The 26959-nt window shown below is 72.6% G+C and carries 18 protein-coding genes and 1 pseudogene; 11 read left to right on the plus strand and 8 right to left on the minus strand.

Features of this window, described 5'->3' with window-relative positions; translation table 11 throughout:
* The 5 genes from ACFU74_RS07795 to ACFU74_RS07815 are packed head-to-tail and all read left to right on the plus strand — an operon-like array spanning position 1 to position 5149.
* The gene (locus ACFU74_RS07795; protein WP_380753392.1) at positions 1 to 963 is read left to right on the plus strand and encodes a carbohydrate ABC transporter permease; all 963 of its coding nucleotides are present in this window, start codon (positions 1 to 3) and stop codon (positions 961 to 963) included.
* Positions 953 to 1792 carry a carbohydrate ABC transporter permease gene (locus ACFU74_RS07800; RefSeq protein WP_380753395.1) on the plus strand — a complete coding sequence of 280 codons (840 nt, stop codon included), beginning with the start codon at positions 953 to 955 and terminating at the stop codon, positions 1790 to 1792. Before ACFU74_RS07795 ends, ACFU74_RS07800 begins: the two co-directional genes overlap by 11 nt.
* Positions 1789 to 2811, plus strand: coding sequence for an ROK family protein (locus tag ACFU74_RS07805; protein ID WP_380753398.1), 1023 nt, complete (start codon positions 1789 to 1791; stop codon positions 2809 to 2811). Before ACFU74_RS07800 ends, ACFU74_RS07805 begins: the two co-directional genes overlap by 4 nt.
* Positions 2808 to 3506 (plus strand): N-acetylmannosamine-6-phosphate 2-epimerase, encoded by a 699-nt coding sequence (locus ACFU74_RS07810; protein WP_380753401.1) that lies wholly within the window; start codon positions 2808 to 2810, stop codon positions 3504 to 3506. Before ACFU74_RS07805 ends, ACFU74_RS07810 begins: the two co-directional genes overlap by 4 nt.
* Positions 3506 to 5149 (plus strand): DUF4127 family protein, encoded by a 1644-nt coding sequence (locus ACFU74_RS07815; protein WP_380753404.1) that lies wholly within the window; start codon positions 3506 to 3508, stop codon positions 5147 to 5149. Before ACFU74_RS07810 ends, ACFU74_RS07815 begins: the two co-directional genes overlap by 1 nt.
* On the opposite strand, the gene ACFU74_RS07820 is transcribed toward ACFU74_RS07815, so the two are convergent.
* The 3 genes from ACFU74_RS07820 to ACFU74_RS07830 form a co-directional block, all read right to left on the minus strand.
* On the minus strand, positions 5136 to 5561 hold the full coding sequence (locus ACFU74_RS07820; protein WP_380753407.1) for an ATP-binding cassette domain-containing protein: 426 nt from the start codon (positions 5559 to 5561) through the stop codon (positions 5136 to 5138). The genes ACFU74_RS07815 and ACFU74_RS07820 overlap by 14 nt on opposite strands.
* Before the next feature lie 857 nt (positions 5562 to 6418).
* Complete coding sequence (locus tag ACFU74_RS07825) at positions 6419 to 7270, minus strand: hypothetical protein (RefSeq protein ID WP_380753410.1); 852 nt, start codon at positions 7268 to 7270, stop codon at positions 6419 to 6421.
* An 86-nt stretch (positions 7271 to 7356) separates the two neighbouring features.
* Positions 7357 to 8232, minus strand: coding sequence for a hypothetical protein (locus tag ACFU74_RS07830; RefSeq protein ID WP_380753413.1), 876 nt, complete (start codon positions 8230 to 8232; stop codon positions 7357 to 7359).
* Positions 8233 to 8294: 62 nt separating this feature from the next.
* Here ACFU74_RS07830 and ACFU74_RS07835 point away from each other — a divergent pair.
* Positions 8295 to 8812: pseudogene (locus ACFU74_RS07835) on the plus strand (actin-binding ADF family protein).
* 217 nt (positions 8813 to 9029) lie between these two features.
* Here the strand turns inward: ACFU74_RS07835 and ACFU74_RS07840 are convergent.
* On the minus strand, positions 9030 to 9311 hold the full coding sequence (locus tag ACFU74_RS07840; RefSeq protein WP_380753415.1) for a hypothetical protein: 282 nt from the start codon (positions 9309 to 9311) through the stop codon (positions 9030 to 9032).
* A gap of 165 nt (positions 9312 to 9476) precedes the next feature.
* Positions 9477 to 16655 (minus strand): hypothetical protein, encoded by a 7179-nt coding sequence (locus ACFU74_RS07845; protein WP_380753417.1) that lies wholly within the window; start codon positions 16653 to 16655, stop codon positions 9477 to 9479.
* A gap of 1081 nt (positions 16656 to 17736) precedes the next feature.
* On the opposite strand from ACFU74_RS07845, the gene ACFU74_RS07850 reads away from it, so the two are divergent.
* The 5 genes from ACFU74_RS07850 (at position 17737) to ACFU74_RS07870 (ending at position 24407) form a co-directional block, all read left to right on the plus strand.
* On the plus strand, positions 17737 to 19155 hold the full coding sequence (locus tag ACFU74_RS07850) for a uracil-xanthine permease family protein (RefSeq protein ID WP_380753420.1): 1419 nt from the start codon (positions 17737 to 17739) through the stop codon (positions 19153 to 19155).
* A 128-nt stretch (positions 19156 to 19283) separates the two neighbouring features.
* Positions 19284 to 20015 (plus strand): hypothetical protein, encoded by a 732-nt coding sequence (locus tag ACFU74_RS07855; RefSeq protein WP_380753423.1) that lies wholly within the window; start codon positions 19284 to 19286, stop codon positions 20013 to 20015.
* Positions 20016 to 20043: 28 nt separating this feature from the next.
* On the plus strand, positions 20044 to 20628 hold the full coding sequence (locus ACFU74_RS07860) for an OsmC family protein (RefSeq protein WP_380753426.1): 585 nt from the start codon (positions 20044 to 20046) through the stop codon (positions 20626 to 20628).
* A gap of 56 nt (positions 20629 to 20684) precedes the next feature.
* Positions 20685 to 22268: a phytoene desaturase family protein gene (locus ACFU74_RS07865; protein WP_380753429.1), complete on the plus strand. Its 1584-nt coding sequence runs from the start codon at positions 20685 to 20687 to the stop codon at positions 22266 to 22268.
* A gap of 96 nt (positions 22269 to 22364) precedes the next feature.
* Positions 22365 to 24407, plus strand: coding sequence for an ATP-binding cassette domain-containing protein (locus ACFU74_RS07870; protein WP_380753432.1), 2043 nt, complete (start codon positions 22365 to 22367; stop codon positions 24405 to 24407).
* Between the two features lie 63 nt (positions 24408 to 24470).
* On the opposite strand, the gene ACFU74_RS07875 is transcribed toward ACFU74_RS07870, so the two are convergent.
* From ACFU74_RS07875 to ACFU74_RS07885, 3 genes are all read right to left on the minus strand, one after another.
* The gene (locus ACFU74_RS07875; protein ID WP_380753435.1) at positions 24471 to 25175 is read right to left on the minus strand and encodes a hypothetical protein; all 705 of its coding nucleotides are present in this window, start codon (positions 25173 to 25175) and stop codon (positions 24471 to 24473) included.
* Between the two features lie 88 nt (positions 25176 to 25263).
* Entirely contained in the window at positions 25264 to 25620 is a 357-nt protein-coding gene (locus ACFU74_RS07880; RefSeq protein ID WP_380753438.1) for a hypothetical protein, read from the minus strand.
* A 106-nt stretch (positions 25621 to 25726) separates the two neighbouring features.
* Positions 25727 to 26860, minus strand: coding sequence for a hypothetical protein (locus ACFU74_RS07885; RefSeq protein ID WP_380753441.1), 1134 nt, complete (start codon positions 26858 to 26860; stop codon positions 25727 to 25729).
* Positions 26861 to 26959 lie beyond the last annotated feature (99 nt).

The following is a 26959-nucleotide window of genomic DNA, read 5'->3' on the forward strand; positions in this document are numbered from 1 at the left end:
ATGTCCGTCTCCCCGCGAACAGCGGTGGCGGACCCGCCCAGGAGCGGGTCCGCCCCCGCGGGGCAGCCGCCGCGACGTCCGTTCTGGACCCGGCGCCGACGTGACCAGCTCGCCGGCCTCGCGTTCATCGCGCCCCAACTCCTCGGCAGCGCCGTCTTCGTGCTGCTGCCCATCGCCCTGGTCTTCCGGTACAGCCTGCACGAGTGGAACGTGCTGGCCGGTGACTTCACCTACACGGGCGGCGACAACTACACCCAGCTGCTGGACGACGCCAACCTGCCCGAGGTCCTGAAGTCCACGGCCCTGTTCTCGGTCGGCCTGGTGGTGCTCAACCTCTCCCTGGCTCTGATGCTCGCCGTCCTGCTCAACCAGAAGCTGCGCGGAATGACGGTGTTCCGCACGCTGTTCTTCTCCCCCGTCGTGGTGTCGCTGGTCGCCTGGACCATCGTGTGGGGCTTCCTGCTCCAGAACAACGGCGGCATCAACGGCCTGCTGCGCACCGTCGGCATCGACGGACCCAACTGGCTGCGCGGCGAGGGCACCGCCATGCTCTCGGTCATCGTCGTGCAGGTGTTCAAGAACGTCGGTCTGAACATGGTGCTGTTCCTGGCCGCGCTCCAGGGCGTGCCCAAGGAGCTGTACGAGGCGGCCCGGGTCGACGGGGCCGGCGCGTGGATCCGGTTCCGGTCCATCACCCTGCCGCTGATCAGCCCGACGATCCTGCTGACGTCGGTGATCACCATCGTGGGTTCGCTCCAGGTGTTCGCGCAGATCGCGGTGCTCACCCAGGGCGGCCCGAAGCTGTCCACCACCGTGCTCGTCTACTACCTCTACCAGCAGGCCTTCCAGTTCCATCACTTCGGCTACGGCGCGACCCTGTCCATCCTGCTGCTGCTGATCGTGCTGGCGCTCACCGTGCTGCAGTGGCAGATGCGCAAGAGGTGGGTCTTCTATGAATCGTAAAATCCCGCTGCGCACCCGAGTCGCCCTGTACGGCCTGCTCTGCGTGCTCGCGATCCCCTTCGTCTTCCCGACCTGGTGGATGGTGACGTCGTCGTTCAAGCCCATCGGCGACATCTTCGCCTACCCGCCGAAGCTCTTCCCGACCAACCCGACGGTCTCGGCCTACCGGGACGTCTTCGACGGGCGCCCGTTCGTCCAGCAGTACGTCAACAGCCTCTACATCGCCGTGCTGGTGACGGCGGGGACGATGATCGTGTCCTCGCTCGCCGGGTACGCCTTCGCCCGCATCAGGTTCCGCGGCCAGAACGCGCTGTTCCTGGTGGTGCTGGTGGGCCTGCTCATCCCGAGCGAGGTCACCATCGTCCCGCTCTTCCAGATGTTCAACGACCTCGGCCTGACCAACACCCACTGGCCGTTGATCCTGGTGCCGATCTTCGGCGCGCCCAGCGTCATGGCCACGTTCATCATGCGGCAGTTCTTCATCAGCCTGCCCAACGAACTGGAGGAGGCCGCCCGGATCGACGGCATCGGCTACTTCGGCACGTTCTGGCGGATCGCGCTGCCGCTGGCCAGGCCGGCCCTCGGCGCCGTCGGGATCTTCACCTTCCTGCAGAGCTGGAACCTCTACCTGGAACCGGTGGTGTACCTCTCCTCGCCGGAGAAGTTCACCCTGCCGCAGGCGCTCACCCAGTACGTGGACTCCTACGGCGGGGCCATGTGGAACGTCCAGCTCGCCGCGGCGTCGCTGACCGCGGTCCCGGTGCTGATCGTGTTCGTCATCGCCCAGAAGCAGTTCATCGAGGGCCTCGCCCATACGGGGCTGAAGTGAACGCCACACTCGGCATCGACATCGGTGGCACCAAGACGCTCGCCGCCCTCGTCGGACCCGACGGCGCCGTGCTCGACCAGGCGCGGGCCGACACCCCGGCCGCGCAGGGCCCGGCCGCGGTGCTGCGGACCGCCGCCGACCTGGCCCGGCGCCTCGGCGGCACCGGCCCGGTCGGCGTCGGCGCCGCGGGTCTCATCGACCCGGCCACCGGCGTCGTCCGGTACGCCACCGACTCCCTGCCCGGCTGGGCCGGTACACCGGTGGCCGACGCGCTGGCCCAGCGCATCGGCCGGCCCGTCGTGGTGGACAACGACGTCAACGCCGCCGCCCTCGGCGAGAGCTGGGCCGGGGCCGCCCGCGGTCACGCACACGTGCTGCTGGTCGCGGTCGGCACCGGCCTCGGCGGCGGCCTGGTCCGCGGCGGCGCCGTCGACCACGGGGCGCGCGGCGGCGCCGGAGAGACGGCTCATCTTCCGGCGCCGGACGCCGACGAGCTGACCTGCGGCTGCGGGCGCACCGGGCACCTGGAGGGCGTGGCCTCCGGCACCGGGCTCGCCCGCGCCTATCGGCTGCGCACCGGGGCGGACGTCACCGGCCGCGAGGTCGCCGCCCGCTGCGCCGCCGGCGACCCGGCCGCCGTGGAGGTCCTCGCCACCGCCGGCCACGCCCTCGGCCGGGCCCTCGCGGGTCTGGTGGCGCTGCTCGATCCGCAGACGGTGGTGGTGGCCGGAGGGGCCGGCCGAGCGCTGCTGCCGTACGCCCGGAGCGCGTACGCCGCCGAGCGGCTGCCGGTCCACGCCGACGTGTCGCTGGTCCCGGCCGCGCTCGGTGACGCGGCGGTCGCCGTCGGCGCGGCCCGGGCGGCGATGGTCCGGCGAGCCATGAGCCTGCCGTCCGGTCCGGGGCCTACCGGTCCCGGGCAGGTCGATCCCGGGTCCGCCGGTCCCGGTCCTGCCGAACCCGGCAGCCGGCCGCGAGCGGCCACCTTCCCGCGCACCACCGAAACGGAGCCCCAGTGAACGTTCTCGACACCCTCCGCGGCGGTCTGGTGGTCTCCTGCCAGCCGCTGCCGGACGAACCCGCCGACCCGATGCGCGACGCATCCGTGCAGGCGAAGGTCGCCGCCGCCGCGGTGCTCGGCGGCGCGGCCGGCATCCGCGCCAACGGCCCCGAGGACATCGCCGCCGTGCGGGCGGCGGTGGACGTGCCGGTCATCGGCCTGTGGAAGGACGGCCCCGGGCCGGTCGTGATCACGCCGACCGCCAGGCACGTCCGAGCCGTCGCGCGGGCCGGGGCGCACCTGGTCGCCATCGACGCCACCGACCGTTCGCGGCCCGAGCCGTTCGAGGCCGTCGTCGCCGCCGCGCACGCCGCAGGCGTTCTCGTCCTGGCGGACGTGTCCACCGAGGCGGAGGGACGGACCGCGGCCGACGCTGGCGCCGACGCTGTTGCCACCACGCTCTCCGGCTACACCTCGCACAGCCCGAAGACCCCGGGGCCCGACCTCGGCCTGCTGGAACGCCTCGTCAAGCGGCTGTCCGTTCCGGTGATCGCCGAAGGCCGCTACCGCACAGCGGACGACCTGCGACGCGCCTACGCCGCCGGGGCACACGCCGTGGTGGTGGGCAACGCCATCACCTCACCCCTGTACCTGACCAGGGAGCTGGCCCGGTCGGCTCCCGCTCACGCCGACGCGAACGGAGTGCACCCCTGATGAGAAGACGCACGGTCCTTACCGCCGGAGCCGCCGTCCTGGCCGCCCCGCTGCTGGGCCTCACCCCGCAGGCGGCCACCGCGGCCCCACGTCCGAGCCGCCGGATCGCCCTCGTCCCGCTCGACGACCGGCCCGTCAACGTCTACTGCCCGACCATGACCGCCGCCGTCGCCGGCGTCGACCTCGTACTGCCGCCGCGCGAGACCCTCGGCCGATTCTTCCAGCCCGGGGACGGCGCGGCCGTCGCCCGCTGGCTGGGCTCGGCCGGTGGGGACGAGTACGTGATCTCGGTGGGCATGCTCGCCTACGGCGGCCTGATCGCCTCCCGCACGGGTACGCCCACCCTTGAGTCGGCGCGGGCCAACATCGCGGCGATCCGGGCACTGCGGGCGGCCCGCCCGCGCGCGCAGATCGTGGTCCACGACACCATCCAGCGCCTCGCGCTGACCCCCGGCAATCCCGACAACGAACAGTACGTGGCCGCGCTGGTCGAGTGGGCCAAGCTGTACGACCAGGTGGAGAACCTCGGCCGGGAAGAGTTGCGGCCCCGGCTCACGGCGGTGCGGGCCACCATCCCGGACGCGGTGGTCGACGACTACCTGAAGGCGCGGGCCCGCAACCACGAGGTCAACCGGCAGATGGTCGAGTGGGTGGCCGACGGAACCATCAGCCATCTGGTGCTCTCCGAGGACGACACCGCCCCGGTGGGCCTGGCCCGGGCCGAACGCGTCGAGCTCGAAGAGCTGGTCGAGCGGTTGGGGGTCGGCCCGCGGGTGGAGGTCTTCCCCGGCGCGGACGAGGTCGACGCGCTGCTGGTCGCCCGGCTGATCGCCGCGGGCACCTCGCCCACCTACCGGGTGGAGTACGCCGGGATCTCCGGCGAGCAGTGGACGGCGGAACTCGAGGGCATCCCGTTCGCGGAGAACATCCGCCGACACGTGAAGTCCGCCGGCGGCACCGTCGTCAGCGGCAACGCCGACCTGGTGCTCATGGTCAACACCCCGTCGGCGGACAAGGACCAGCGGGCGGCCGACCTCGCCGCGTTCGCCCGCCGGGTCGCCGGGCTGACGGCGGCCGGGGAGTCGGTCGTCGTGGTGGACCCGGTCTTCGTCAACCGCGCCGACCACGACCTGGTGGCCGAGCTGGAACAGCGCGTCGACCTGGCCGCGCTGCTGTCGTACTCCGGCTGGAACACCGGCGGCAACGCCCTCGGTCTGGCCCTGGCCCACGGCACCGCTCGCTGGGCCTTCCTGAAGCGCTCGACCAGCGGACTGGGGGTACCGGCGCTGACCGGGCCGGGCCGGGCGCACGCGGAGTACCTGCTCTACCGGTTCGTCAAGGACGACCACTGGAAGAACGTCGTTCAGAAGGCCGCCTACGCGGAGGCCAGGTCCAAGGGGTGGAACCCGTTGAACCTGACGGCCGAGCAGAAAGCCGTCTTCGACGGCTGGGTCCAGGACCGCCTCGCCCCGGTGACCCGGCAGTACTTCACCGACCACTTCGCCGGCCACCACCTCCTCCTCGGCCGCCGCGGCGCGACCACCCGCACCGCCAGGCTCGCCGCCGTCAGTGACGTCCACATCGAGCTGCCTTGGGACCGCCTCTTCGAGGTGACGCTCGAACCCCACCTCACCCTGGGCTGAGAGGAGAGGAGGACGAACGATGCGGCACAGCCCCCGCCATCGCTGCTGGGCATCGCCGCGGCCACCGACCTGAGCCCTCCTGGCCCGGACGCCGCAAGGTCCCGTCGCTCCGGACATCCTCCGAAGCCTGTACCGAGACGTCGAGCGCGGAGGTGATCTCGTCGGCGATCAGCAGGTCGGGTCCGACGGCGAGGGCGCGGGCGATGGCCACTCGTTGGCGTTGTCCGCCCGACAGTTGGTGGGGGAGGCGGTCGGTGAGGTGGGGGGCCAGGTCGACGAGGTCGAGCAGGTCCGTGATGCGGGCGGCACGTGCGGTCCGGTCGAGCCGGTGGAACGCGGTGGCGGCTTCGGTGAGGGTCCGGCGGACCGTCATCCGGGGAACGAGTGCGGTGTCGGGGTCCTGGAAGACCATCTGGACCGCGCGGCCCAGTCGTCGCCGCTCGCGGCCGGTGCGGGCGCCGGCCGGCTGGTCGCCGAGCAGGTCCGGCCGCGGTGGACGGGGACGAGTCCGACGATCGCGCGGGCCAGGGTCGACTTTTCCCGAGCCGGCCGTCGCGGCCGTCGCCGACGGCGTCGAATCCTGCGGTGGCGCGCCCTTCGAACTCCTCGTGCCCGGTCTCGATGCCGGTGTCGAGCATGTAGGCCGTGACGCCCTCGCCTGTTCCCTCGACTGTGAAGAGGCCGTCAAGGGGGAGCACCGGCGCACGGGCACGGCGTCCGGAACGGGGGGCGATGGCCCGGCGGGGCCTCCGTGCCATGCAGCCGGGAGGATGGGGGAGGCCCCGGGGCCGGGTCGTGGTCCGGGGGCCGCGGGGGTGCCAGGACCGTGCGTGGAACCTGTTGGAATGCGACGGGTCGGCGTCGGTGGCCCCCTACTGTGCGGTGAGTGCTTGGGCGCGCTGCCTCAGGTCTTGGGGAACGTCGTCCCGCTGGGCGACATCGCGGACAAGGTCCCGCAGTTCCGCCGTCGTGCCGTCGGCTCCGTCGTCGCAGGGACGGGGCCGGACACGGGAACCCCGCTGGTGTGCCCAGGGCCACGGGAACGCGGCCTGCGTGGCCCTCGGCTCCGGAATCGTCGGAGGCCACCATGGCCATCGACGGCTGAGGGGCCGGCTGATCCCCGATCGCGGGATTGTGCCAGCAGGCGGAACCGGGGCGAGGCGCCCCGCCCCTGGACAGTCACGTGCCGGCTGGCTCCTCGCACCGGGGCGTACGGCGCCGGCCCTTCTGGGAGGGGGCCGGGTCGTCCGCCGTGGTCGGGCTGCAGGGTCAGTCGGTACAGCCGGGGACCGGGGCGGTGGATCCGGTGCAGTTGTTCGGCAGGTTGCCGGTGACGGGTGAGTGCGAGGTGGTGACGGTTCCTCCGTTGAGGATTCCGCCGGCGGTCTCCGCGGCCTCGTTGCCGGTGACGGCGGTATCGGCCAGGTGCAGCTCGCTGAGGCGGCCGTTGTTGAGGATGCCGCCGCCGACTCCTCCGGTCGTCCGGTTCGCCACGACGCGGCTCCCGGTCAGGGTGGTGGTTCCCGCATTGCCGAAGAGGCCGCCGCCGCCGACGCCCGCCGTGTTGTCGCGCACGGTCGTGTCGGTCAGCGTCGTGACGGCGCGTTCGCCGTTGGTGGTGATACCGCCGCCGAACTCCCGCGCGTGGTTCGACTCCACCGTGCTGCTGGTGAGGGCGAGGGTGGCGAAGTTGTTGAAGATCCCGCCGCCGCTGCCGAAGGAGCCGCCCCGGACCGTGATGCGCTCCAGGGTGAGCCGGCCGCCCATCTCCACTTCCAGGACCCGGAAGTCTGGCGTTCCGTCGGCCGTGCCGCGGGCGATCACCGCGGCGGACGGGCCGCGTGAGCGGATCCGAATGTCGCCGGCGACTGCGGTCAGGGCGTTCATCCTCCCGTACGGGCGGGCGAAGGTGTATGTGCAGCCCGGCTGGAGGACGATCTCCCAGGGCGTTGCGGGGTGGTTGTTCCCGGCGGTGACCGCCTCGTTCAGCAGCCGGTCCCGGTCCTGGACACAGGGGACGACGGCCCCGGGCCGCACATCCGTGCCCACCGCGGGGGGTACCGGGCCCAGAACGGCCCCGGCGGCGACCGCACCGCACTGGATCCATCGCATACATCCCATGGGGGAAGCATCCGTGGCGTCCCGGCGGCCCGCACGCGGGAGGATGCCGTCCGGGCGACCGTCCCGGCGAGGGGCTCCGGGCAAGGTCATCGGGTGGTGCGCGCGTGCCGGAACACGGCGCCGACCGCGATCGCCGTGGCGGCGGCGAGTACGGCGAGGGCCACAACGGTCGCGGCGTCCGGATCGGTGAAGGGCTGGGCGCGGCGCGCCTGCCAGGTCAGGACGAGGGTGAGGCCCAACCAGGCCGCTGCGGCGATCCAGACCAGCGCGGTGCGGTGGCGCTGGTCGAGCCGCCGGGGCCCGCGGGTGAGGAGCAGCCCCAGCAGGGCCAGCGCCTGGAGGGCATGGACACCGACGAAGTGCGCCACGCGCACGTCCCCGCCGGCGGTGCTGAAGTTGGTGACCGCCATCCCCGGTCCCCCGTCGGGCGGGCCCACCGTGTGGGCGCCCACGACCGGCATGCCTGCGCCGAGGTCTGCGGCGGCCTTCTGCGCCGGGGTCGGGGTGACCATCAGGGCCGCGACGGCCATGCCGACGAGCGAGAGCAGCAGGCCCAGGCGCAGTGCCCAGGCGAGTGCGGGCGGTTCCACGTGCTGTCGCAGGAGCAGGGCGGCGGTGAGCAGGGCCATCGCGGTGACCAGGGAGATGACCGCCAGTGCGGCGAAGGTGAGCGTGGAGGCGGTGGGGGTGGTCAAGTTGAAGTGGCTGGTCGTCCCCGCCGCCGCCGCGCGGAAGACCCACGCCACCTCCAGGACGACACCGGCCGCGGTGGCCCAGGAGATCAGCCGGACCAGGCGCGCATGTCCGCGGACGAAGGTCAGCAGCCACAGCAGGGTGAGCGCGTAGAGGCCGAAGGAGAAGGAGAACCGGGCGGGCTTGGCCCAGGCTGGCTGTCCGGTGATGTCGCGCGGGTCCACGGCCACGCCGACCAGGGCCGCCAGGCAGCCCAGGCCGAGGAGCACACCGGCCGCGGTGAGCGGGGGGTCATCCGCCCACGCCCTCCGCACCGCAACCCACGGCCCGTATGCCGCCACCACGGCCCTCCTTTCCGCCTTCCCCGCCGGTCACCTCACCGGCACTGTGCAGCACACCGGGACGGCAGGCCCCTCCGGCCCGCCACGGCCTCACCCGCACGTGGCCGCCTCCTGGGCCCGTTCGGACCTCTCCGCTGCCGAGGGGCGCGGGAAGGGCCCGTGCGAATGAGGCCTGTCGTGACGTCAACAGCGACAACACGGAGATCGTCGTCGAGAAGACCTCCACCTCCCAGGACTACGACGACTTCATCGCGGACCTTCCGGAGGCGGAGTGCCGCTGGGCCGCCTACGACTTCGAGTTCGAGAAGGAGGGGCCGGAAAGCGGAACAGGCTCACGTTCGTGTCCTGGGCGCCGGACACGGCCAGGATCAAGCAGAAGATGCTCTTCGCCTCCTCCAAGGACGCGCTCCGGAGGTCGCTCGTGGGCATCGCGGTGGAGATCCAGGGCACCGAGTACAGCGAGGTCGCCTACGAGTCGGTCCTCGACAAGGCGAACCGCGGCAACTGACCGCCGACCCGCCAGGGCCACGACCGGACCCGCACCCCGGCACCTGGTCAGCAGCCCGGGCCAAGGCCCCGGCTCGGTCCAGGCCCTCTGCTCGGTCTCGGTGGCCTGAGCGGCACGAGGCGGCGCAGCGGGCTGCCGGCAGGGAAGGGACGCACCACCCCGCAGCCCGCGTAGCTCAGCCAGACGCTGCCCTTGCGTCCGGCGGCAATCCCGCTGATCACGGTCTGCTCACCCGCGGAGCGGTGATGGCGGGGTTGTCGCAGCCTGCGGTGATCCGCTGGATCGCGGCGTGCTCGGCGGGGTCGGTGCTCAGGCCCCGCCTGGTCTTCACGGTGACCCGGTCGGAGATGTAGCGGCAGGTCGCGGTGGCGGCCGGGGGCATCCACTGTGAGGGGTCGCGATCCGCTTTGCTCTGGTTGGCGCTGTCGTGGACCGCGAGGAGGGAGCGCCGGTCGTCGAGGTCGTTGGCGTAGGCCTGGCGCTCGGCCGCGCTCCACACCGCCGCTCCGACTGGTGGGGAGCGTCATTCGAGGTGTGCGGTATTCCGGACCGGACGGAGAGCAAGCGCCGCCTGTTTGGGCGCAAGTGAAATGCCCGCCGGGGTCACGGGTGGGTTCCGTGACCCCGGCGGGCGCCGGTTGTGGGGACTGGTCGGTCGGGTCCGCTACTGGTTGCGGCGGCGCCTGCTGTGGCCGAGGGCGAGGGCGCCGACGATCAGCAGTCCGCCTGCGATGCCCACGACGGTGAGGACGGCGGTGCCGGTGTGGGCGAGGATGCCGGACGGCTTGGGGGCCGCGGGGCCACCGGGCTTGCCGGGCGCCGCAGGGGTGTCGTGCTCGACCTTGACCGTGGCGGTGGCCTCGGGGGAGGTGAGCGTGGCGTTGCCGGCCTTGCCGGTGGCGGTGGCGGTGTTGACGACCTTTCCGCGCTGGGCGTCCTGGGTGGTGATGGTGTGCGGCTGGGTGGTGCACATCATCGTCTCGCCGGGGGCGAGGCTGGTCCTGGGGCAGGTGACGTCACCGGCGGTGGGGTCGTCGACCTTGATGTCGGTGACGGTGAGGGTGCCCTGGTTGGCGATGGTGAGCTTCCAGTCGATGCGGTCGCCGGTGTCGTTCCTCCCGGTCTTGTTGGTGTCGGTGACGTCGGCGGTCTTGGTGAGGCCGAGGACGCCCTTGCCGTTGGAGGGGATGGTCACGTCGGAGGGCGGGGACACCGGGGGCTCGCCGCGCGGCGGGGTGCCGGTGGCGGTGGCCGTGTTCTTCACCGTGCCCGCGTCCACGTCGGCCTGGGTGACCGTGTAGCCGGCGGTGCAGCTGACGGTGGCGCCCGGAGCCAGGGAAGCGGCGCCGCTCGGGCAGGTGACGGCGTCGAGCTTGCCGTGCCCGGTGAAGGCGCCCTCCTTGATCGTGACGTCCTTCAGCGTCACGTTGCCGGTGTTGGTGACGGCGAAGGTGTAGGCGACCTTCTCGCCGGTGACCAGTCGGCCGGGCTTCTCGGTCTGGGCCGACTTGACGAGGGCCACGGCAGGCTTGGGTGCCTGGGGCAGTTCCACCTCCGACGGCGGGGACACCGGGGGCTCGCCGCGCGGCGGGGTGCCGGTGGCGGTGGCGGTGTTCGTCACCGAGCCCGCGTCCACATCCGCCTGGGTGACCGTGTAGCCGGCGGTGCAGCTGACGGTGGTGCCGGGCGCGAGGGCGACGGCCTCCTCTGGGCAGGTGACCGGGTCGAGCGTGCCGTGGCCGGTGAACCGGCCCTCGTTGATCTTGACGTCCTTGAGGGTGACGTTGCCGGTGTTGCGGACGGTGAAGCTGTAGGTGATCTTCTCGCCGGTGACGAGCTTGTCGTCCTGGCCGGTGGTGGCGGACTTGAGCAGGGTCAGGGAGGGCTGGTCGGTGGTGGTCGCCGTGGTGTCGGACGGCGGGGACACCGGCGGCTGGCCCTTGGGCGGGGTGCCGGTGGCGGTCGCGGTGTTCTTCACCGAGCCCGCGTCCACATCCGCCTGGGTGACGGTGTAGGCGGCGGTGCAGAGCACGGCGGCGCCGGGCGCCAGGGTGGCGGCCTCCTTGGGGCAGGTGACGGCGGAGACCTTGCCGCTGCCGGTGAACGCGGTCTCGTTGATCTTGACGTCCGTGAGGGTGACGTTGCCGGTGTTGGTGACGGCGAAGGTGTAGGTGATCCGCTCACCGGCGACCAGGGTGCCGGTGGAGGAGGACTTCACCAGAGCCACGGCCGGCTGTTCCGGCGCCGGGAGGAGCGCGTCGGCCGGCGGGGAGACCGAGGCCTCGCCGCGCGGCGGGGTGCCGGTGCTGGTGGCGGTGTTCTTGATCGACCCGGCGTCGACGTCGGCCTGCGTCACGGTGTAGGTGGCGGTGCAGGTGACCGTGGCGCCCGGGGCCAGGGACGCGGCCTCGGCGGGCGGGCAGGTGACCGCCGACAGCTGGCCGCTGCCGGTGAAGGCGGTCTCGTTGACCTTCACGTCCTTCAGCGTGAGGTTGCCGGTGTTGGTGACGGTGAAGTGGTAGCGGACGGTCTCGCCGACGACGAGCTCGTCCGGCTTGCTGCTGTGCCCGGTCTTGACCAGGGACAGGGCGGGCTTGTCGGCCGTCGTCGCCACGGTCTGGGCCGGCGGGGAGACCGGGGGCTCGCCGCGCGGCGGCGTGCCGGTGGCGGTGGCGGTGTTCTTGATCGAGCCGGCGTCCACGTCGGCCTGCGTCACGGTGTAGGTGGCGGTGCAGGTGACCGTGGCGCCCGGGGTCAGGGACGCGGCCTCGGCGGGCGGGCAGGTGACCGCCGACAGCTTGCCGCTGCCGGTGAACTCGCCCTCGTTGACCTTCACGTCCTTGAGGCTGACATTTCCGGTGTTCTTCACCTCGAACTTGTAGATGACCTCCTCACCGGCGACGAGGGTGCCGGTCGAGGACGACTTCACCAGGGCCACGCCCGGTGCGTCGGTCGTGGTCAGCACGACCTGGGACGGCGGCGACACCGGGGGCTCGCCCGAGGGCGGGGTGCCGGTGCTGGTGGCGGTGTTCTTCACCGAGCCCGCGTCCACATCCGCCTGCGTCACGGTGTAGGTGGCGGTGCAGGTGACCGTGGCGCCCGGGGCCAGGGATGCGGCCTCGGCGGCGGGGCAGGTGATCGCCGACAGCTTGCCGCTGCCGGTGAATTCCCCTTCGTTGACCTTCACGTCCTTGAGCGTGACGTTTCCGGTGTTGGTGACGGCGAAGCTGTAGGTGACCGCCTCACCCGCGACCAGCGTGCGGGTCGAAGCCGACTTCACCAGGGACACCGCGGGCTCGCTCGGAGCCGGGACAACGGCCTCGCTCGGCGGGGAGACGGGCGGCGGGCCGCTCGGCGGGGTGCCGGTGCTGGTGGCGGTGTTCTTGATCGACCCGGCGTCCACGTCGGCCTGCGTCACCGTGTACGTGGCGGTGCAGGTGACCGTGGCGCCCGGGGCCAGGGATGCGGCCTCGGCGGCGGGGCAGGTGATCGCCGACAGCTTGCCGCTGCCGGTGAACGCGGTCTCGTTGACCTTCACGTCCTTGAGCGTGACGTTCCCGGTGTTCTTCACCGCGAACGTGTAGTTGACGGTCTCACCGACGGTCAGCGTGTCGGGCTGGCTGCTGCTCGCGGTCTTGACCACGGTCAGGGCCGGGTTGCTCGGTGCCGGGACGGTCACCTCGCTGGGCGGGGAGACCGGCGGCGGGCCGCTCGGCGGGGTACCGGTCGCCGTGGCGGAGTTCTTGACGGAACCCCCGTCCACGTCGGCCTGGGTGACGGTGTAGGTGGCGGTGCAGAGCACCGTCGCGCCCGGAGCCAGCGAGGCGGCACCGTTCGGGCAGGTGACGGGGGAGAGCTTGCCGCTGCCGGTGAACGTGCCCTCGTTGACCTTGACGTCCGTGAGGGTGACGTTGCCGGTGTTGGTGACGGCGAACGTGTAGCTGATCTCCTCCCCGACGGTGGCCTTGTCGGTGGAGGCGGTCTTCACGAGCGCCACGGCCGGCTGCTCCGGTGCCGGGAGGAGCGCGTCGGCCGGCGGGGAGACCGGGGGCTCGCCGCGCGGCGGGGTGCCGGTGCTGGTGGCGGTGTTCTTGATCGAGCCGGCGTCCACGTCGGCCTGCGTCACGGTGTAGGTGGCCGTGCAGGTCACCGCCGCACCAGGGGCCAGGGATGCGGCCTCGGCGGGCGGGCAGGTGACCTGAGACATGGTGCCGCTGCCGGTGAACGCGGTCTCGGTGACCTTCACGTCCTTCAGCGTCACGTTGCCGGTGTTGGTGACCGTGAAGTCGTAGCGCGCCTGCTCGCCGACGATGAGTTCGTTCGGCTTGCTGCTGTGGCCGGTCTTGACCAGAGCCAGCGCGGGCTTGTCGTTCGCGGTGACCGTCGCGTCGGCCGGCGGCGACACCGGGGACCCGCCACGGGGCGGAGTGCCGGTGGCGGTGGCCGTGTTCTTCACCGAACCCGCGTCCACGTCCGCCTGCGTCACCGTGTAGGTCGCGGTGCAGGTGACCGTGGCGCCCGGGGCCAGGGATGCGGCCTCGGCGGCGGGGCAGGTGATCGCCGACAGCTTGCCGCTGCCGGTGAACGCGGTCTCGTTGACCTTGACGTCCTTGAGGGTGACGTTTCCGGTGTTCTTCACGTCGAACGTGTAGGTGATCTCCTGACCCGCGACGAGCGTGCCGGTGGAGGCGGACTTCGTCAGCGTCAGCTTGGGGTCGTCCGGGATCGGCACGTCGCTGCGGCAGGCGGGGTCGGTATTGCCGGGGACGCAGCTGCCGCCCGAACCCGGAGGGCTGGTGACCGTGTTGTGCAGCAGGCGGTCGCCGTTGTCATCGGGGGTGTTCACGGTCACGCTGTAGGTGATCGTGGCCGAGGCGCCCATGGCCAGCGGGCCGGACCAGGTGAAGGTGGGCGCGGTGTACTGGACGGCTCCGGCGGTGGCCAGGGCGTTGTCGTTGTAGGTGGCGTCGTCGAGGACACCGCTCAGGTCGTCGGTGAACGAGGCCGGGTCCGCGGCGGTGTAGTCCGTGGCCCCGGTGTTGGTGACCTTCAGGGTGTAGGTGACGGTGTCGCCGAGGTTGGCGGTGGGCTGCGAGGCGGTCTTGACGAGGGAGAAGGCCTTCGCCGGGATCTGCACGCGACAGGCCGGGTCGGTCGAGCCGGGGGCGCAGTTGCCGCCCGAGCCGGTCGGCGTGACCACGGTGTTGTCCAGCTTCTGGTCACCGGTGCCGGGGTTGTTGACGCGCACGGAGTAGGTCACCGTCACGGTGCCGTTCACGGGGAGCGGGCCGGACCAGGACAGCGTCGGCGCGGCGTAGCTCACCGCACCGGAGGTGGCTGCCGCGTCGTTGTTGTAGACGGCGTCGTCGAGGACGGCGGTCAGGTCGTCGCTGAACGACGCCGGGGCGGCGGCGGTGTAGTCGGCGGCTCCGGTGTTGGTGACCGTTACCGTGTAGTCGACCTTCTCGCCGGCCGTCACCTGGGTGGCGGGAGTCGTCTTCACGACCCGCAGGGACTGCACGGGGACGTCTGCGGCGCAGTCCTTGTCCGTGGAGGCCGCGGCGCAGTTCGACGCGGTGCCGGGCGGGGTGACGACCCGGTTGGTCATCAGGTGGGCGCCGGTGTCCGGGTCGTTGACCTTCACCGTGTAGGTGATGGTCGCGGTCGCGCCCGCCGCGAGGGGGCCGGACCAGCCGATCACCTTCCCGGCCTGGTCGTACGTCGCGGTCCCGGCCGACGCCTGCAGGCTCGCGGGGTCGAAGGAGGAGTCACCCAGGACCTTGGTGATGCTGTCGCTCAGCGAGGCCGGGTTGGCGGCGACGTAGTCCTGAGTACCGGTGTTGGCGACCTTGATCGTGTAGGTCACCGGATCACCCGGTCTGGCGGTCGCGGGGTTCGCGGTCTTGATGAGGTGCAGCATGCACTGCTCGGCGGACGGGGCCACGTTGAAGGTCACGGTGCCCGTGGTCTGGCCGGGCGCGTCACTCGTGCCGCCCGCCGTGGTGACGGCGGTCGCGTTGTTGGTGACCGGCAGGGTCTGCTGGCAGGACACCGGCGGGGCGACCGTCCGGTAGCAGACCTGCACGCTGTCGCCGACCCACGTGACCTTGACCTTCGCGGCATCGACCGCGGTGGGGCTGTTCACGGCGGCCAGGCTGACCGTCGCGGTGAGTGAGGCGGTGTTGCCCGAGACGGGTATCGAGGAGATGTCGATGGACTGGGGGCCGGACTTGGGGAAGGGCACGTCGGTCCACCCCGGCACGGGGGCGCCGTTGGCCCCGGTGAGCGTCAGGGTGGCGCCGTAGTACTGCGAGCCGTCCAGGCCGGGCAGCGAAACGCTTCCCCACGAGGTGGTGTGCCCGGACTTGCCGTCGCAGTAGTAGACGTCCGGGGTCAGCTGCACGCTCCGGGACGCCGAGGCGCACGGGGCGCCGGTCTCGCCGTTGAAGATGCCGATGCGCCCGCCGTCACCGTTCGACGCGAAGCAGCCGGGCAAGTTCGCCAGAGGACGCACCGTGTAGCTGCGCAGGTTCGGGGGATGGGTCGTGAACCTGGTGCAGGGCTGGACCTTGCCGGCGACCAGCGGCTGCGCGAAGTCGTAGCAGTCCACCACGTTGGCGTTGCCCGTGTAGTACTTCGTCCCGACCAGCACACCCGTGCCGTAGCCCTGGCCTGCGGCCCCGTAGGAGTAGATCCGCTGGCTCCACGGGTTCGCGAGCGCCGCGCCCGTGGGCGCGTAGCAGACCGAGCCGTAGACCGCACAGGCTCCGAGGAGATCGCCGTTCGACGAGACGACCGGGAACACCTCGCTGCTGAAGCCAACGGGTTGCGGAGCACCGGTCGCGATCGGGAAGCCCGCGCACAGCTGGCGGGTCACGGTGTCGAAACACGACAGGTAGTCGCTGGTCCGCGCGGCATTGATGTACGTGACGTAGACGTAACGGCCGTACGTCCCCACCTCGAAGCTGTACCCGGTTGCGAGAATCCCACCAACCGTGACGTTCACGGCGCCGCACGCGGTGCCGTCCGGCGCGACACAGTGCAGGTTGCCGCCGAGGGCCAGGTAGTAGTAGTTGCCGTCGGCCGCCGCGATGCCGTCGCCGGCGAGGACGTGTGTGGCGGCCGGGCTCGTTCCGAGATGGGTGTAGCCGCAGCTGACCCGGGCGTCCAGGTCCAGGCACTGCATCCCGTATTCGAGGTTCAGCGACACCGGCCAGTACAACCGGCCGCTGGAAATGAACGAACCGTTGATGTGCGCGGTGTGGTAGGCGCCGGCGGTCCCGGTGCCCAGTGGCGTCCCGGCCTTCGGGTCCACGTACGTCGAGAGCGCGGGCCAGCCCGGGCAGACCGCGCCGGCCAGCGTCGCGCAGAACACGACCGTGCTGGAGTTGTTGTGGTGGAAGACGGTGTAGATGTTGTTCTTGTAGCCCTCGACCGAGTAGCCGTCACCGCCGGGGGTGTTGAAGTTGACGGGCTGCGAGCTGAAGACGGGCGACGCGGCCGAGGTCGTCCCCTGGAGGACGGGGCCCTTGGCGGTCAGCGTGCCGTTCGCCACCGAGCCGGTGAAACCGGGCGGCAGCTGCAGCGAGTTGTCGACGTAGGTCTGTCCGCCGGTGATCGGGTCGGTGATCGACACGTCGGCGTCCGTGGTCGTGCTGTTCTTGTAGTCCAGCACCCACTTGACGGTGTCACCGGGCCGGGCCGAGCCGGCGGTCGTGGCGGTCGCCGTCGACGGGTTGGTGAGGTCGATTCCCGTCTTCGAGAAGGTCGACAGCGGCGCCGCCTCGGCGGCCGGCGCCGTATTGAGGCCGCTCACCCCGAACCCGGTGAACGCCACGAGCATCCCCACCAGCACACAGAGCAGCCGTGACGGCCTACGCCTCCTGCGTCTCCCCCGCCCTGGGCTGCCCCCGACTGCCTCCGGCTTCGCCCGACGTGGGCGGCCCAGCCTGCGCAGTGTCATGTTGTTTCCCCTCGGATCAGTGTCCGGTGCCCCCAGCTATGGGATGAGAGCAACCCGATCGAACCGATGTATCACAGATGGGCATCGCTTCATATGGTTTACGTAAAGAGTCCGATATGGGGTGATCGACCTGTAATCAGGCCGTTAGAGAGTCAGACCTTGTCCATGGTGCTCTTCCAGGGCCGTTCCAGTGCTGCCGCCCTTGACGGCGGTAGCGATCTGGTCAAGGCGGTCGAGCGTCGCCGTCTCGTCCTGGACGGGGCCGCAGACCCCGGGGCGCCGTCCCCGGCCCACGACCTGGCGGCCCACCAGGATGCCGACCACACCACTGCCCGTCTCCTCGTTCGCGGGCGCCGGCACCGTCGACGGCGAGCGTCTCGGAGCCCACCCGTCCGCCCACGGGTGATCCTGGTGACGGCAACCGGGGTCGCGACCCTCCCGAAGGCCCAGTGTTCAACACCGTCCCGGGTGTCGGACGCAGCGGCGGCTCGGGGACGTACAAGCGCTCCAGTGTCCGGATCACCTGCCCGGTGTTGCCTCGTGCCGTCGGCGTCGGCCCGGGCGATGTTCCTCTGCACCAGCCGGCCCTGGGTCTCTGCCGCCCTGTCCAGCAGGCCCAGAGCCGGTGCGCCGAAGCCGGACCTCTCTGGGGCCGGCCCGATGTGGCTGCTCGCTGACATGTGTAACTCATCGGTGACTGTGTCGCGTTGAGTCCCTCGCCGATCACCGAGGGCCTTGACAGGGCTGGTGCAGCATGACCACACGCCTGGCCGTGATTGTTCGCCGTGCTGTGCCGGCGACGAGCTTCGCGCCCTTTGTCGGGCACGGCCGCCGTCGTCGCCGAGACCGACACCATGGCCCTCCTCGAACAACCTGCGCTGCGGCCGGGAGATCATGTTGGTTTCAGCGTGTGGTCCCGGGGTGCATTTCGGGACACGGTCGAGTGGAACAGGTAAACGGGATGAAGGTCGGGTTCGGGTGGAAGCTGCACGGGGACGGGCGTGCGCCGCGGCCCGGGGCTGTGGTGCGGCCGGACGAGCGGTTGTCGTGGGGGCGGACGGTCGGGCTCGGGGCGCAGCACGTGGTGGCTATGTTTGGGGCCACTTTTGTGGCACCCATTCTCATGGGGCTGGATCCGAACCTCGCGGTGATGCTGTCGGGTGTGGCGACGGTGTTCTTCCTGCTGGTGACGCAGGGCCGGATCCCGTCGTACCTGGGTTCCAGTCTGTCGTTCGTGGGCGTGGCCGCGGTGATCAAGTCGCAGGGCGGGGACACGGCGACGGTGACGGGTGCGCTACTGGTGGCGGGTGCGGTGCTCGCGGCGTGCGGGGCGGTGGTGCAGGGGCTCGGGGCGAAGGTGGTGCACGCGGTGCTGCCGCCGGTGGTGACCGGTGCGGTGGTGATGCTGATCGGGTTCAATCTGGCACCGGTGGCGGCGGGGACGTACTGGCCGCAGGACCAGTGGACGGCGCTGCTGGTGATGGCGTTCACGGGGTTGGCGCTGGTGGTGTTGCGGGGGTTCTGGTCGCGGATCGCGATCTTCCTGGGGCTGGTGTTCGGGTACGCGGTGTCGTGGCTGTTCGACCGGGTCTTCGGGAAGATCCACTCTCCGGTCGGCGGCGGGGCCGCGACGGAGCACTGGCGTCTGGACCTGTCGGGCGTGGGGAAGGCGGACTGGATCGGTCTGCCGTCGCTGCACGCGCCGAGCTTCCAGGCCTCCGCGGTGCTGGTGGCGCTGCCCGTGGTGGTGGCGCTGATCGCGGAGAACGCGGGGCACGTGAAGGCGGTTTCGGAGATGACGGGTGATCCGCTGGACGACCGGATGGGTGCCGCGATCATGGCGGACGGCACGGCGACGGTGCTGTCGACGGCGGTGGGTGGTCCGGCGACGACGACGTACGCGGAGAACATCGGCGTGATGGCGGCGACCCGGGTGTACTCGACGGCGGCGTACTGGTGCGCGGCCGGCTTCGCGATCCTGTTCGGCCTGTGCCCGAAGTTCGGCGCGGTCGTCGCGGCGATCCCGGGCGGGGTGCTGGGCGGGATCACGGTGGTGCTGTACGGCATGATCGGCCTGCTGGGCGCGCAGATCTGGATCCACAACAGGGTGGACCTCACCAATCCGCTCCACCTCGTCCCGGTCGCGGCCGGCGTCATCGTCGGCATCGGCAACGTCACCCTCAAGTTCACCGACAGCTTCGAGCTGTCCGGGATCGCGCTCGGCACGATCATCGTGCTGACGGGGTACCACGTGCTGCGGCTGATGGCGCCGGCACACATGAAGCAGCCGACCGGGACACCACTCCTGGACGAGGGCACCTCCTCCTACGACGTGGGCGCCGGGGACTCCGGGGATCCCGGCGAGCGGCCCGCCCGCTAGCGGACGGCCGGCCGGCCGGAGCGGTGCCCGAAAGGGCCTTCTCCGGCCGGTCCGCTTGGCCCGGCCGGACGCCGGGTGGTCGAATCACCTCCTACGTCCGTCGCGGCCACTCGATCCCGGGGAGAACCATGTTCCTTCCGACCCGCCACCGCAGGACCACCGTCGGCCTCGTCGCCGCCACCGCGCTCGCGCTCACCTGCGGCTGGGCCACCGCGGGGAGCTCCGCCGCCGAGGCCGGCACGGTGCTGTGGACCCCGAGCACCGCCAAGGGCCCCTCCTCCTTCACCGCCGTCCAGTGCGCCGCCGGTGGCCTCAAGGTCGTCAAGGACCCCGTCAAGGGCAGCGTGTGGCGGGCCTTCCAGGCCGCGGGCGAGGAGCGCTGCGAGACCCTCGGCCCCGACCTGGAGGAGGGCGACACCTTCTACCTCGGCTGGTCGTCCAAGGTGGACATCAAGGACACGAACAGCCGCTACGTCTTCCAGCTGAAGTGCTCGCCGAGCTCCGGCACCGCCAACCACCCGATCGAGATCGACGCCACCAGCGGGCGCATCCGCCTCCAGGAGTGGGACACCGACCACGTCGCGCACACTCTGTGGACCGCGCCGACCGCCAACAACCAGTGGCACTCCTACGCGCTGAAGATCCGCCTGGGCCGCACCGACGGCACCATCGACTTCTGGTTCGACGGCGTCAAGCAGACCTTCACCACCGGCTCCGGCACCTTCACGGGCACCACCTGGGACGGCACCCGCAACTACCTCAAGTGGGGCTCCTACCACCTCTCCACCGGCGACGCGTCGAACACCTTCACCAGCCCGGTGATGGCGACCACCCTGGAAGCGGCCACCGCCGGCTCCTGAGACGGCCCCGACCCGTACGCTACGGGCCATGACGCACACACCAGCGGTACGGCGGCCCGGGCTGGCCGAGCACCTGCGCGACAAGGGCGCGGCCATGCGCGATGCCGCCCGGCGGCGACCGGACGGCGCGGACTGGGAGGAGGAGGTCGGCGCGGTCTGCGTCGCCGACGACGCGACCGGGGTCCGCAAGGTCCGGGTGGCGGACTGGTCCCTCATCGGCGACGGCGGACCCGACATCGGCGGGTTCGGTCTCGGCCCGTCCTCGCCGGAACTGTTCTGCGCGGTGGTCAGCACCTGCCTGACCCACACCGTCCTGTGCGTCGCGGCGCTGGCGGACGTCCCGCTCGACCGGGTCGAGGTCCGGGTCAACGCGCGCAACAACGACGCCCGGTTCTTCGGCGTGCCGACCGACGCGCCGGCCGTGCCCTACGACCTGACGGCGGAGGTCGAGCTGCGGAGCCCGGCCGAGCCGCAGGTCCTGGCGGAACTGCTGGCCACCGCGGACGCCCGCTGCCCGATGCTGCGCCTGGTCCGCGCCGAGCACAGCGTCACCGTCCGCCTCGCCGCGGACGTCCTCGCGCAGCTCCCCGCCGGCCTCCCCGCCGGGGACTGATCCGCCCGGCCGCCGCCCCGTTCCCCCGGCCGCCCCGGTGGCGTACCGTGCCGGACATGGCGAACCCCTCCTCCCGGCACGACGTCGTGATCGTCGGCGGCGGCCACAACGGCCTGGTGGCGGCGGCCTACCTGGCCCGCGCCGGCCGGCGGGTGCTGCTGCTCGAACGGCTCCCGCAGGTCGGCGGCGCGGCGGTGTCGGCCCCCGCCTTCACCGGCGTCGACGCCCGGCTGTCGCGCTACTCCTACCTGGTGAGCCTGCTGCCGCGCCAGGTGGTGCGGGACCTCGGGCTGCGCCTGGAGCTGCGCCGGCGCCGGATCGCCTCCTACACCCCCGCCGTGCGCGACGGCAGGCCCACCGGGCTGCTGGTGGACGCGGCCGACGCCGGCCGCACCCGGGAGTCGTTCCGGGCGCTGACCGGCACCGACCGCGAATGGGAGGCCTGGCGCCGCTTCTACGCGATGACCGGCAACGTCGCCGAGCGGGTCTTCCCCACCCTCACCGAACCGCTGCCCACCCGGGCGCAGCTGCGCCGGCGGATCGGCGACGACGCCGCCTGGTCGGCCCTGTTCGAGCGGCCGCTGGGCGAGAGCGTCGAGCAGGCCTTCGCCGACGACCTGGTGCGCGGCGTGGTGCTGACGGACGCGCTGATCGGCACCTTCACCCACGCCCACGACCCGTCACTGCGCCAGAACCGCTGCTTCCTCTATCACGTGATCGGCAACGGCACCGGGGACTGGGACGTCCCGGTCGGCGGCATGGGCGCGGTGAGCGGCGCCCTCGCCGAGGCGGCCCGGGCGGCCGGCGCCGAACTGCGCACCGGCTGCGAGGTCACCGCCCTCGCCACCGACGGCGTGGGCGAGGCCGAGGTGACCTACCGCCACCGGGACGGCGAGGCGACGGCGGTGGCCCGCCGGGTCCTGGTCAACGCCGCCCCGGCGACCCTGGCGCGGCTGCTCGGCGAGGACCCCGGGCCGGCCCCGGAGGGCGCCCAGCTGAAGGTCAACATGGTGCTGCGCCGACTGCCGCGCCTGCGGGACCCGGCCGTCGACCCGCGCGAGGCCTTCGCCGGCACCTTCCACATCGCCGAGGGTTACCGGCAGCTGGAGAGCGCCTACGCCGAGGCGGCGGCCGGCCGGATCCCCTCGGCGCCGCCGTCGGAGATCTACTGCCACTCGCTCACCGACCCGTCCGTCCTGGGGCCGGAGGCCGTGCGGCAGGGGTGGCAGACGCTCACCCTGTTCGGCCTGCACCTGCCCGCCCGGCTGTTCGCCGATCCGGCCGCCAAGGAGCGCGCCCTGGCGGCGAGCCTCGCCCAGCTCGACGCGGTGCTGGCCGAGCCGCTCGCCGACTGCCTGGCCGTCGACGGCGACGGGCGGCCCTGCGTGGAGGCGAAGACCCCGCTCGACCTGGAACGGGAGATCGGCCTGCCGGGCGGCCACATCTTCCACCGCGACCTGGCGTTCCCGTTCGCCGAGGACGGAGCCGGGGAGCCGCAGGGCGCCGCCGCCCGCTGGGGTGTCGCGACGGCGCACCCCGACGTCCTGCTGTGCGGCGCGGGCGCCGTCCGGGGCGGCGGCGTCAGCGGAATCCCCGGCCACAACGCGGCCCGCGCCGTTCTGGAGGACCTCCGCGGGTAGGGGCCGCCGCTGAATCGAAAACGGGCTGTTCGCTCCAGGCTCGCCCGGAACCGCCGGGGTTGAACGCCCGCAGGCGACGGGGCAGTATCCGTCGCCATGACAGCCCTCCGGAGGACCGCCAAGTCCTTCCTGACAAAGTCGAGTTCACCCACACCCACACCCACCCCCACCCCCGGCGCCGGCGGGGCCGGAACGGCCGACGGCCCCGACCGCCCCGAACTCCCCGACGGCGGCGCCGATGACTCCGTGATGATGGAGTGGCAGCCCCCGGGCAGCGACGCGGAGATCATCGACGGTACCAAGACCACCCTGCGGGCCACCGCCCGCGCCCTGCCCCGGCTCCTCGCCCTCGCGCTGCGCCTCGGCCGGCAGGCCGACCGGCCCGCCCTGGCCGCCCTCCTCGCCTGCGCCGCGGCCTCCGCCGTCGCGCAGGGCTTCGGCCTGCTGGCCACCACCGGCATGATCACCCAACTGGTCGCCGGCACCGGCTCCATCGCCGACCGCCTGGCCCGCTCGGTCCCCTCCGTGGCGTTCCTCGCCGCCATGTCCGCGACCGCCGCCCTGCTGCGCATCACCAGCGAGTGGGCCGCCGAGCGGATCGGGCCGAAGGTCGCCCGCGCCGCCGAGCTGGAACTGATCGACGCCGCGACCCGTGCCGAACTCGTCGCCTACGACAACCCCAGCTTCCAGGCCGCCTGGGACGCCGGCGACCGCGGCGCGGGCGCCACCCGGGACCTGCTCTCCCAGGCCCGCGACGTGATCGGCTACACCGCCAACCTCGCCGCCGGCGGGATCGTGATCGCCACGATCCACCCCGTGCTGCTCCCGCTGCTCGTCCTCGCGGTCATCCCGCAGGCCCTGGCCCGCACGGCCGCCGCCAACGCCTTCTACCGGGCGATGATGTCCACCTTCGGCGCGACCCGCGCGGCCAATGTGCTGCGCTGGTTCCTCTGCGACCGCCGACTGGCCGCGGAGGTCCGCTCCAGCACCATCGCGCCGTTCCTGCTCCGCATCCACCGCAGGGCCGTCGCCAAGGTCACCGAGGCGAGTGACACGGCCGCCCGCCGCAGCGCCGTGCTCGGCCTGTACGGGGCGGCGGCCTCCGGCGTGGGGGCGTGCCTGGTCTGGGGCGGCCTCGCCTGGCTCCTCGCGGACGGCCGCGTCACCCTGGCCTCGGCCGGTACGGCGGTGATCGCGCTGCGCGCCGCCGCCTCGGACCTGCACGTCGCCGCCAACTACAGCGCCGCCGTGCACCGCACCGGCCTGTACGTCGGCGACTGGCAGAAGTTCATCGCGATGGCCCGGGCGCAGCGGCTGGACCGGGGAACCCTCGCCCCGCCGGCCGGGGCGGCGGTGATCGAGGCACGGGGCGTCACCTTCAGCTACCCGGGATCGGATCGGGCCGCCCTCAAGGGGGTGGACTTCCGGGTCGGCCGGGGCGAGATCGTCGCCGTGGTCGGGGTCAACGGGGCGGCGAAGTCCACGCTGATGAAGCTGCTGTGCGGCCTCACCCTGCCCGACAGCGGCACGGTGACCTGGGACGGCGTCGCCACCCGCGACCTCGATCCGGACCTGCTGTGGCGCCAGACGGCGCTGGTCCAGCAGGACTTCGCGCACTGGCCGCTCACCGCGCGGCAGAACATCACCCTCGGCCAGCCGGACGGGGCGGGCGACAGCGCCGTGCTGGAGGCGGCGGCGGCCACCGGCGCGGACGAGGTGATCGCCGAGCTGGCGCACGGCCTGGACACCCTGCTGGCCAAGGAGTTCTGGGGCGGTGCCGAGATCAGCGAGGGGCAGTGGCAGCGGGTGGTGACCGCGGCCGCGTTCCACCGGGCCAGGTCCGGCACGCTGCTGATCCTCGACGAGCCGACCAGCGCGATGGACCCACGGGCCGAGCACCGGATCTTCACCGGTCTCGCGGAGGTCGCCAGGGACTGCGCGACGGTGCTGGTCACCCACAACCTGGAGAACACCAGGGTGGCGCACCGCATCGTGGTGCTCGACCACGGCCGGGTGATCCAGGAGGGGACGTTCGAGCGGCTGGCCGCCGAGCCGGGGATGTTCGCCGACCTGCGGGCACTCCAGCACGACCGGGCCCCGACCGTGCCCGCGCAGCGGTCGGACACCACCCGCCCGTAGCGCTTGCGGGGCCGGCCCGGTGGACTCCGGGCCGGCCGTCCGGGTGGGCCGTCCGGGCGGGGGTCAGGCGTGCAGCTGGGCGGCGAGCTTCTCGGCCAGCGCGCGCAGCGGCTCCCCGGTGAGCGCCGTGTCCGTGCTCGGAGCCTCGGTCCCCTGGCTGACCAGCAGCGCGAGGTCGCCCTTGTCCGCGACCCCGACCCGGGCGATGGCGACCGATCCCCGGCCGGGGGAGGTCTTCGCCTGCCCCGGGGAGGGCTGCTCCGCGGAGACGGTGACCACCTGTTCGGTCGTGAGGTCGCCGGCCCGCTGGATGTAGGGGAGGACGAGGTTGACCGCGATCCCCTCGGCCGGGGCGGCGACCACGCCGATCTCCACCGGCGTCCGCCCGGCGTTGTAGGAGCACCACACCTGGACGTTCTCGGGCCGCGCGGGCAGTGTCGCCGGGGCCGGGGCGGGCGTGGTGCCGGTCGGGAGCGGCACGGCCTGCTCGGGCGGGACGACCTCGGCCCGAACCGGGTGGCCCGTGCCGCTCCCCGGGGTGATACCGCGCTCGATCCCGACCGCCTTCAGCGCGCCGGCCAGGTCCAGGCCGAACGGGCACGCGGGGTCCGGACCGAGGCCCTGCACCGTCGACTTCAGCCTGGTGAAGGAGAGCGTCCCACCGCCGGACGCGGCGTCCGTGCCGCCGGACGACGCGCAGGCGGCCGTCCCGAGCAGGAGCCCGGCCAGGGCCGACGCGACGAGCGCGGTCTTGGGGTTGGTTGTCATCCGGTCAGCCTATGGTCCGCGGCACGGCCCCACGCTCGCCAGGATGTTCGGCGGCGGGGCCGCGGGCCGTGCTGCCGGGGCCGGTGGTTCAGGAGTCCGGCCCTTCGCCCGGGTGGAAGCGGTGGGCGCCGTCCGGGGGCGGGCCGTCCCCGCGTCCGGCGGGGGAGAGGCGGCCCTCCTGCTCCCCGGCGCTCCGGCAGGTGCTGCACGTGTGCCAGTGCGGCCGGGGCTGCGGCCGGTCGGGATCGTCCGCCCGGTGCGGAGCGAGGGTCATGTCGGAGGTGTCCAGGCCGCACAGGGTGCGGGGGCCGCAGGCGCCCGAGGCCTCCGTGGGGGCGCTGTGCGCGCGGCGCACCGGGATCCCGGGCTCGGCGGGCAGGTGGCCCGGGCCGAGGATCCTGATGTTGGTCGGTGTGTCCGGTTCCAGTACGACGACGATGTCCATTTCCTCAACGTGGCCTCAGGTCCGGTCCGCCGCACCCGCACGCGGGCATCCGGCCCAACCGGCCGGCCCCGGGCGCGCGCGGCGCCCGGGCCGGCCGGCGGCGTGGTCAGAACGCCGAGGTGTAGGCGGTGAGGAAGCGGGACGGGACCGGGGAGCCGGAGCCGTTGAAGCACAGCGGGTAGAGGTTCACCGTGCCGGCGCTGCGGGCCCAGGGCGTGGCCAGGCCGCAGTAGTCCGGGCCGGGCCCGAAGGCGGTGACCTGCGCGGTGTCCGCGGGTACGGCGATGTTCGGCAGGTTGACGGTGTAGGGGACGGAGCCGGTGAGCGTGTTCGGCGGGCCGGAGGAGTTGAAGTTGGTGCCGGCCGGCACGCCGCCGTTGAACCACAGGTAGCCGTAGGACTTGGGCGGAATCGCCGCGCCGTGCACGGCCCGCTTCTCCGAGTAGCTCAGCGTCCAGCGGGTGTCGTACGGGGCGTTGGCGGCGTTGTAGCAGTTGACCAGGACGGTCTGGCCGCTCGCCGAGGGCACCCAGTCGCCGACCTTGCAGCGCGCGCCGGCGGCCGGGTCGACGGCGGTGACCTCGATGTTCCCGGAGTGGGTGGACTGGCCCAGGCCGGGCAGCCAGACCTTCCAGGCGCCGGTGCCGCCGTAGCCGACCGCGTTGGTGGCGCCGGTCGAGTTGTACTGGGTGATCACCGCGCCGGTGGTGTTCGAGTAGACGTAGCCGTAGCCGCCGACGGCGGGCGCCGGCACCCCGCTGCTGGTGGTGTAGAGGACGGTGAACCGGGTGTTCTCGGGGGCGCCGCCGGGCCGGTAGCAGCCCACCGCGACGTCCTGCCCGGTGCCGGCCGTCGCCCAGCCCCTGACCTGGCACCAGCTGCCGGTGCGGCCGACGGCCGTCACATGGGCGATGCCGCCGGGACCGGCGATCAGCGGGAAGTGCACGACATAGGTCCCGGTGCCGGTCTGGTCCACCCGGACCGGGTTGGTGGCCGGCGTCGGCCAGCTGCCCCACTGGCGGGTGGTGTCGGGCACGTAGCCCGCCGGCGGGGTCGGGTTGTCGAGGTACGCGAAGCCCCAGCGGTCGGGCACGGCGGCGTGCGCCGCGCCGGCCGCCGGGAGGCTGACGCCCACCAGGGCGGCCAGCACGGCGAGGACGAGCAGCAGGGTGCGGACGGCGCGCAGCGCGCGGTCGGCGGGGACGGGTCTGACCGGTGGTACGGCGGTGCCGGCGTGCATGGGCATACCCCTTGGGTGTGAGGAATCACGAACGGCCTGCGCGGTGGTGCCCGTCCTGCGGTTCCGCCCGTGCCCGGGGTGAGCCGGCGGGCGGGGGCC

Source organism: Kitasatospora sp. NPDC057500 (assembly GCF_042802195.1).
Lineage (GTDB): Bacteria > Actinomycetota > Actinomycetes > Streptomycetales > Streptomycetaceae > Kitasatospora.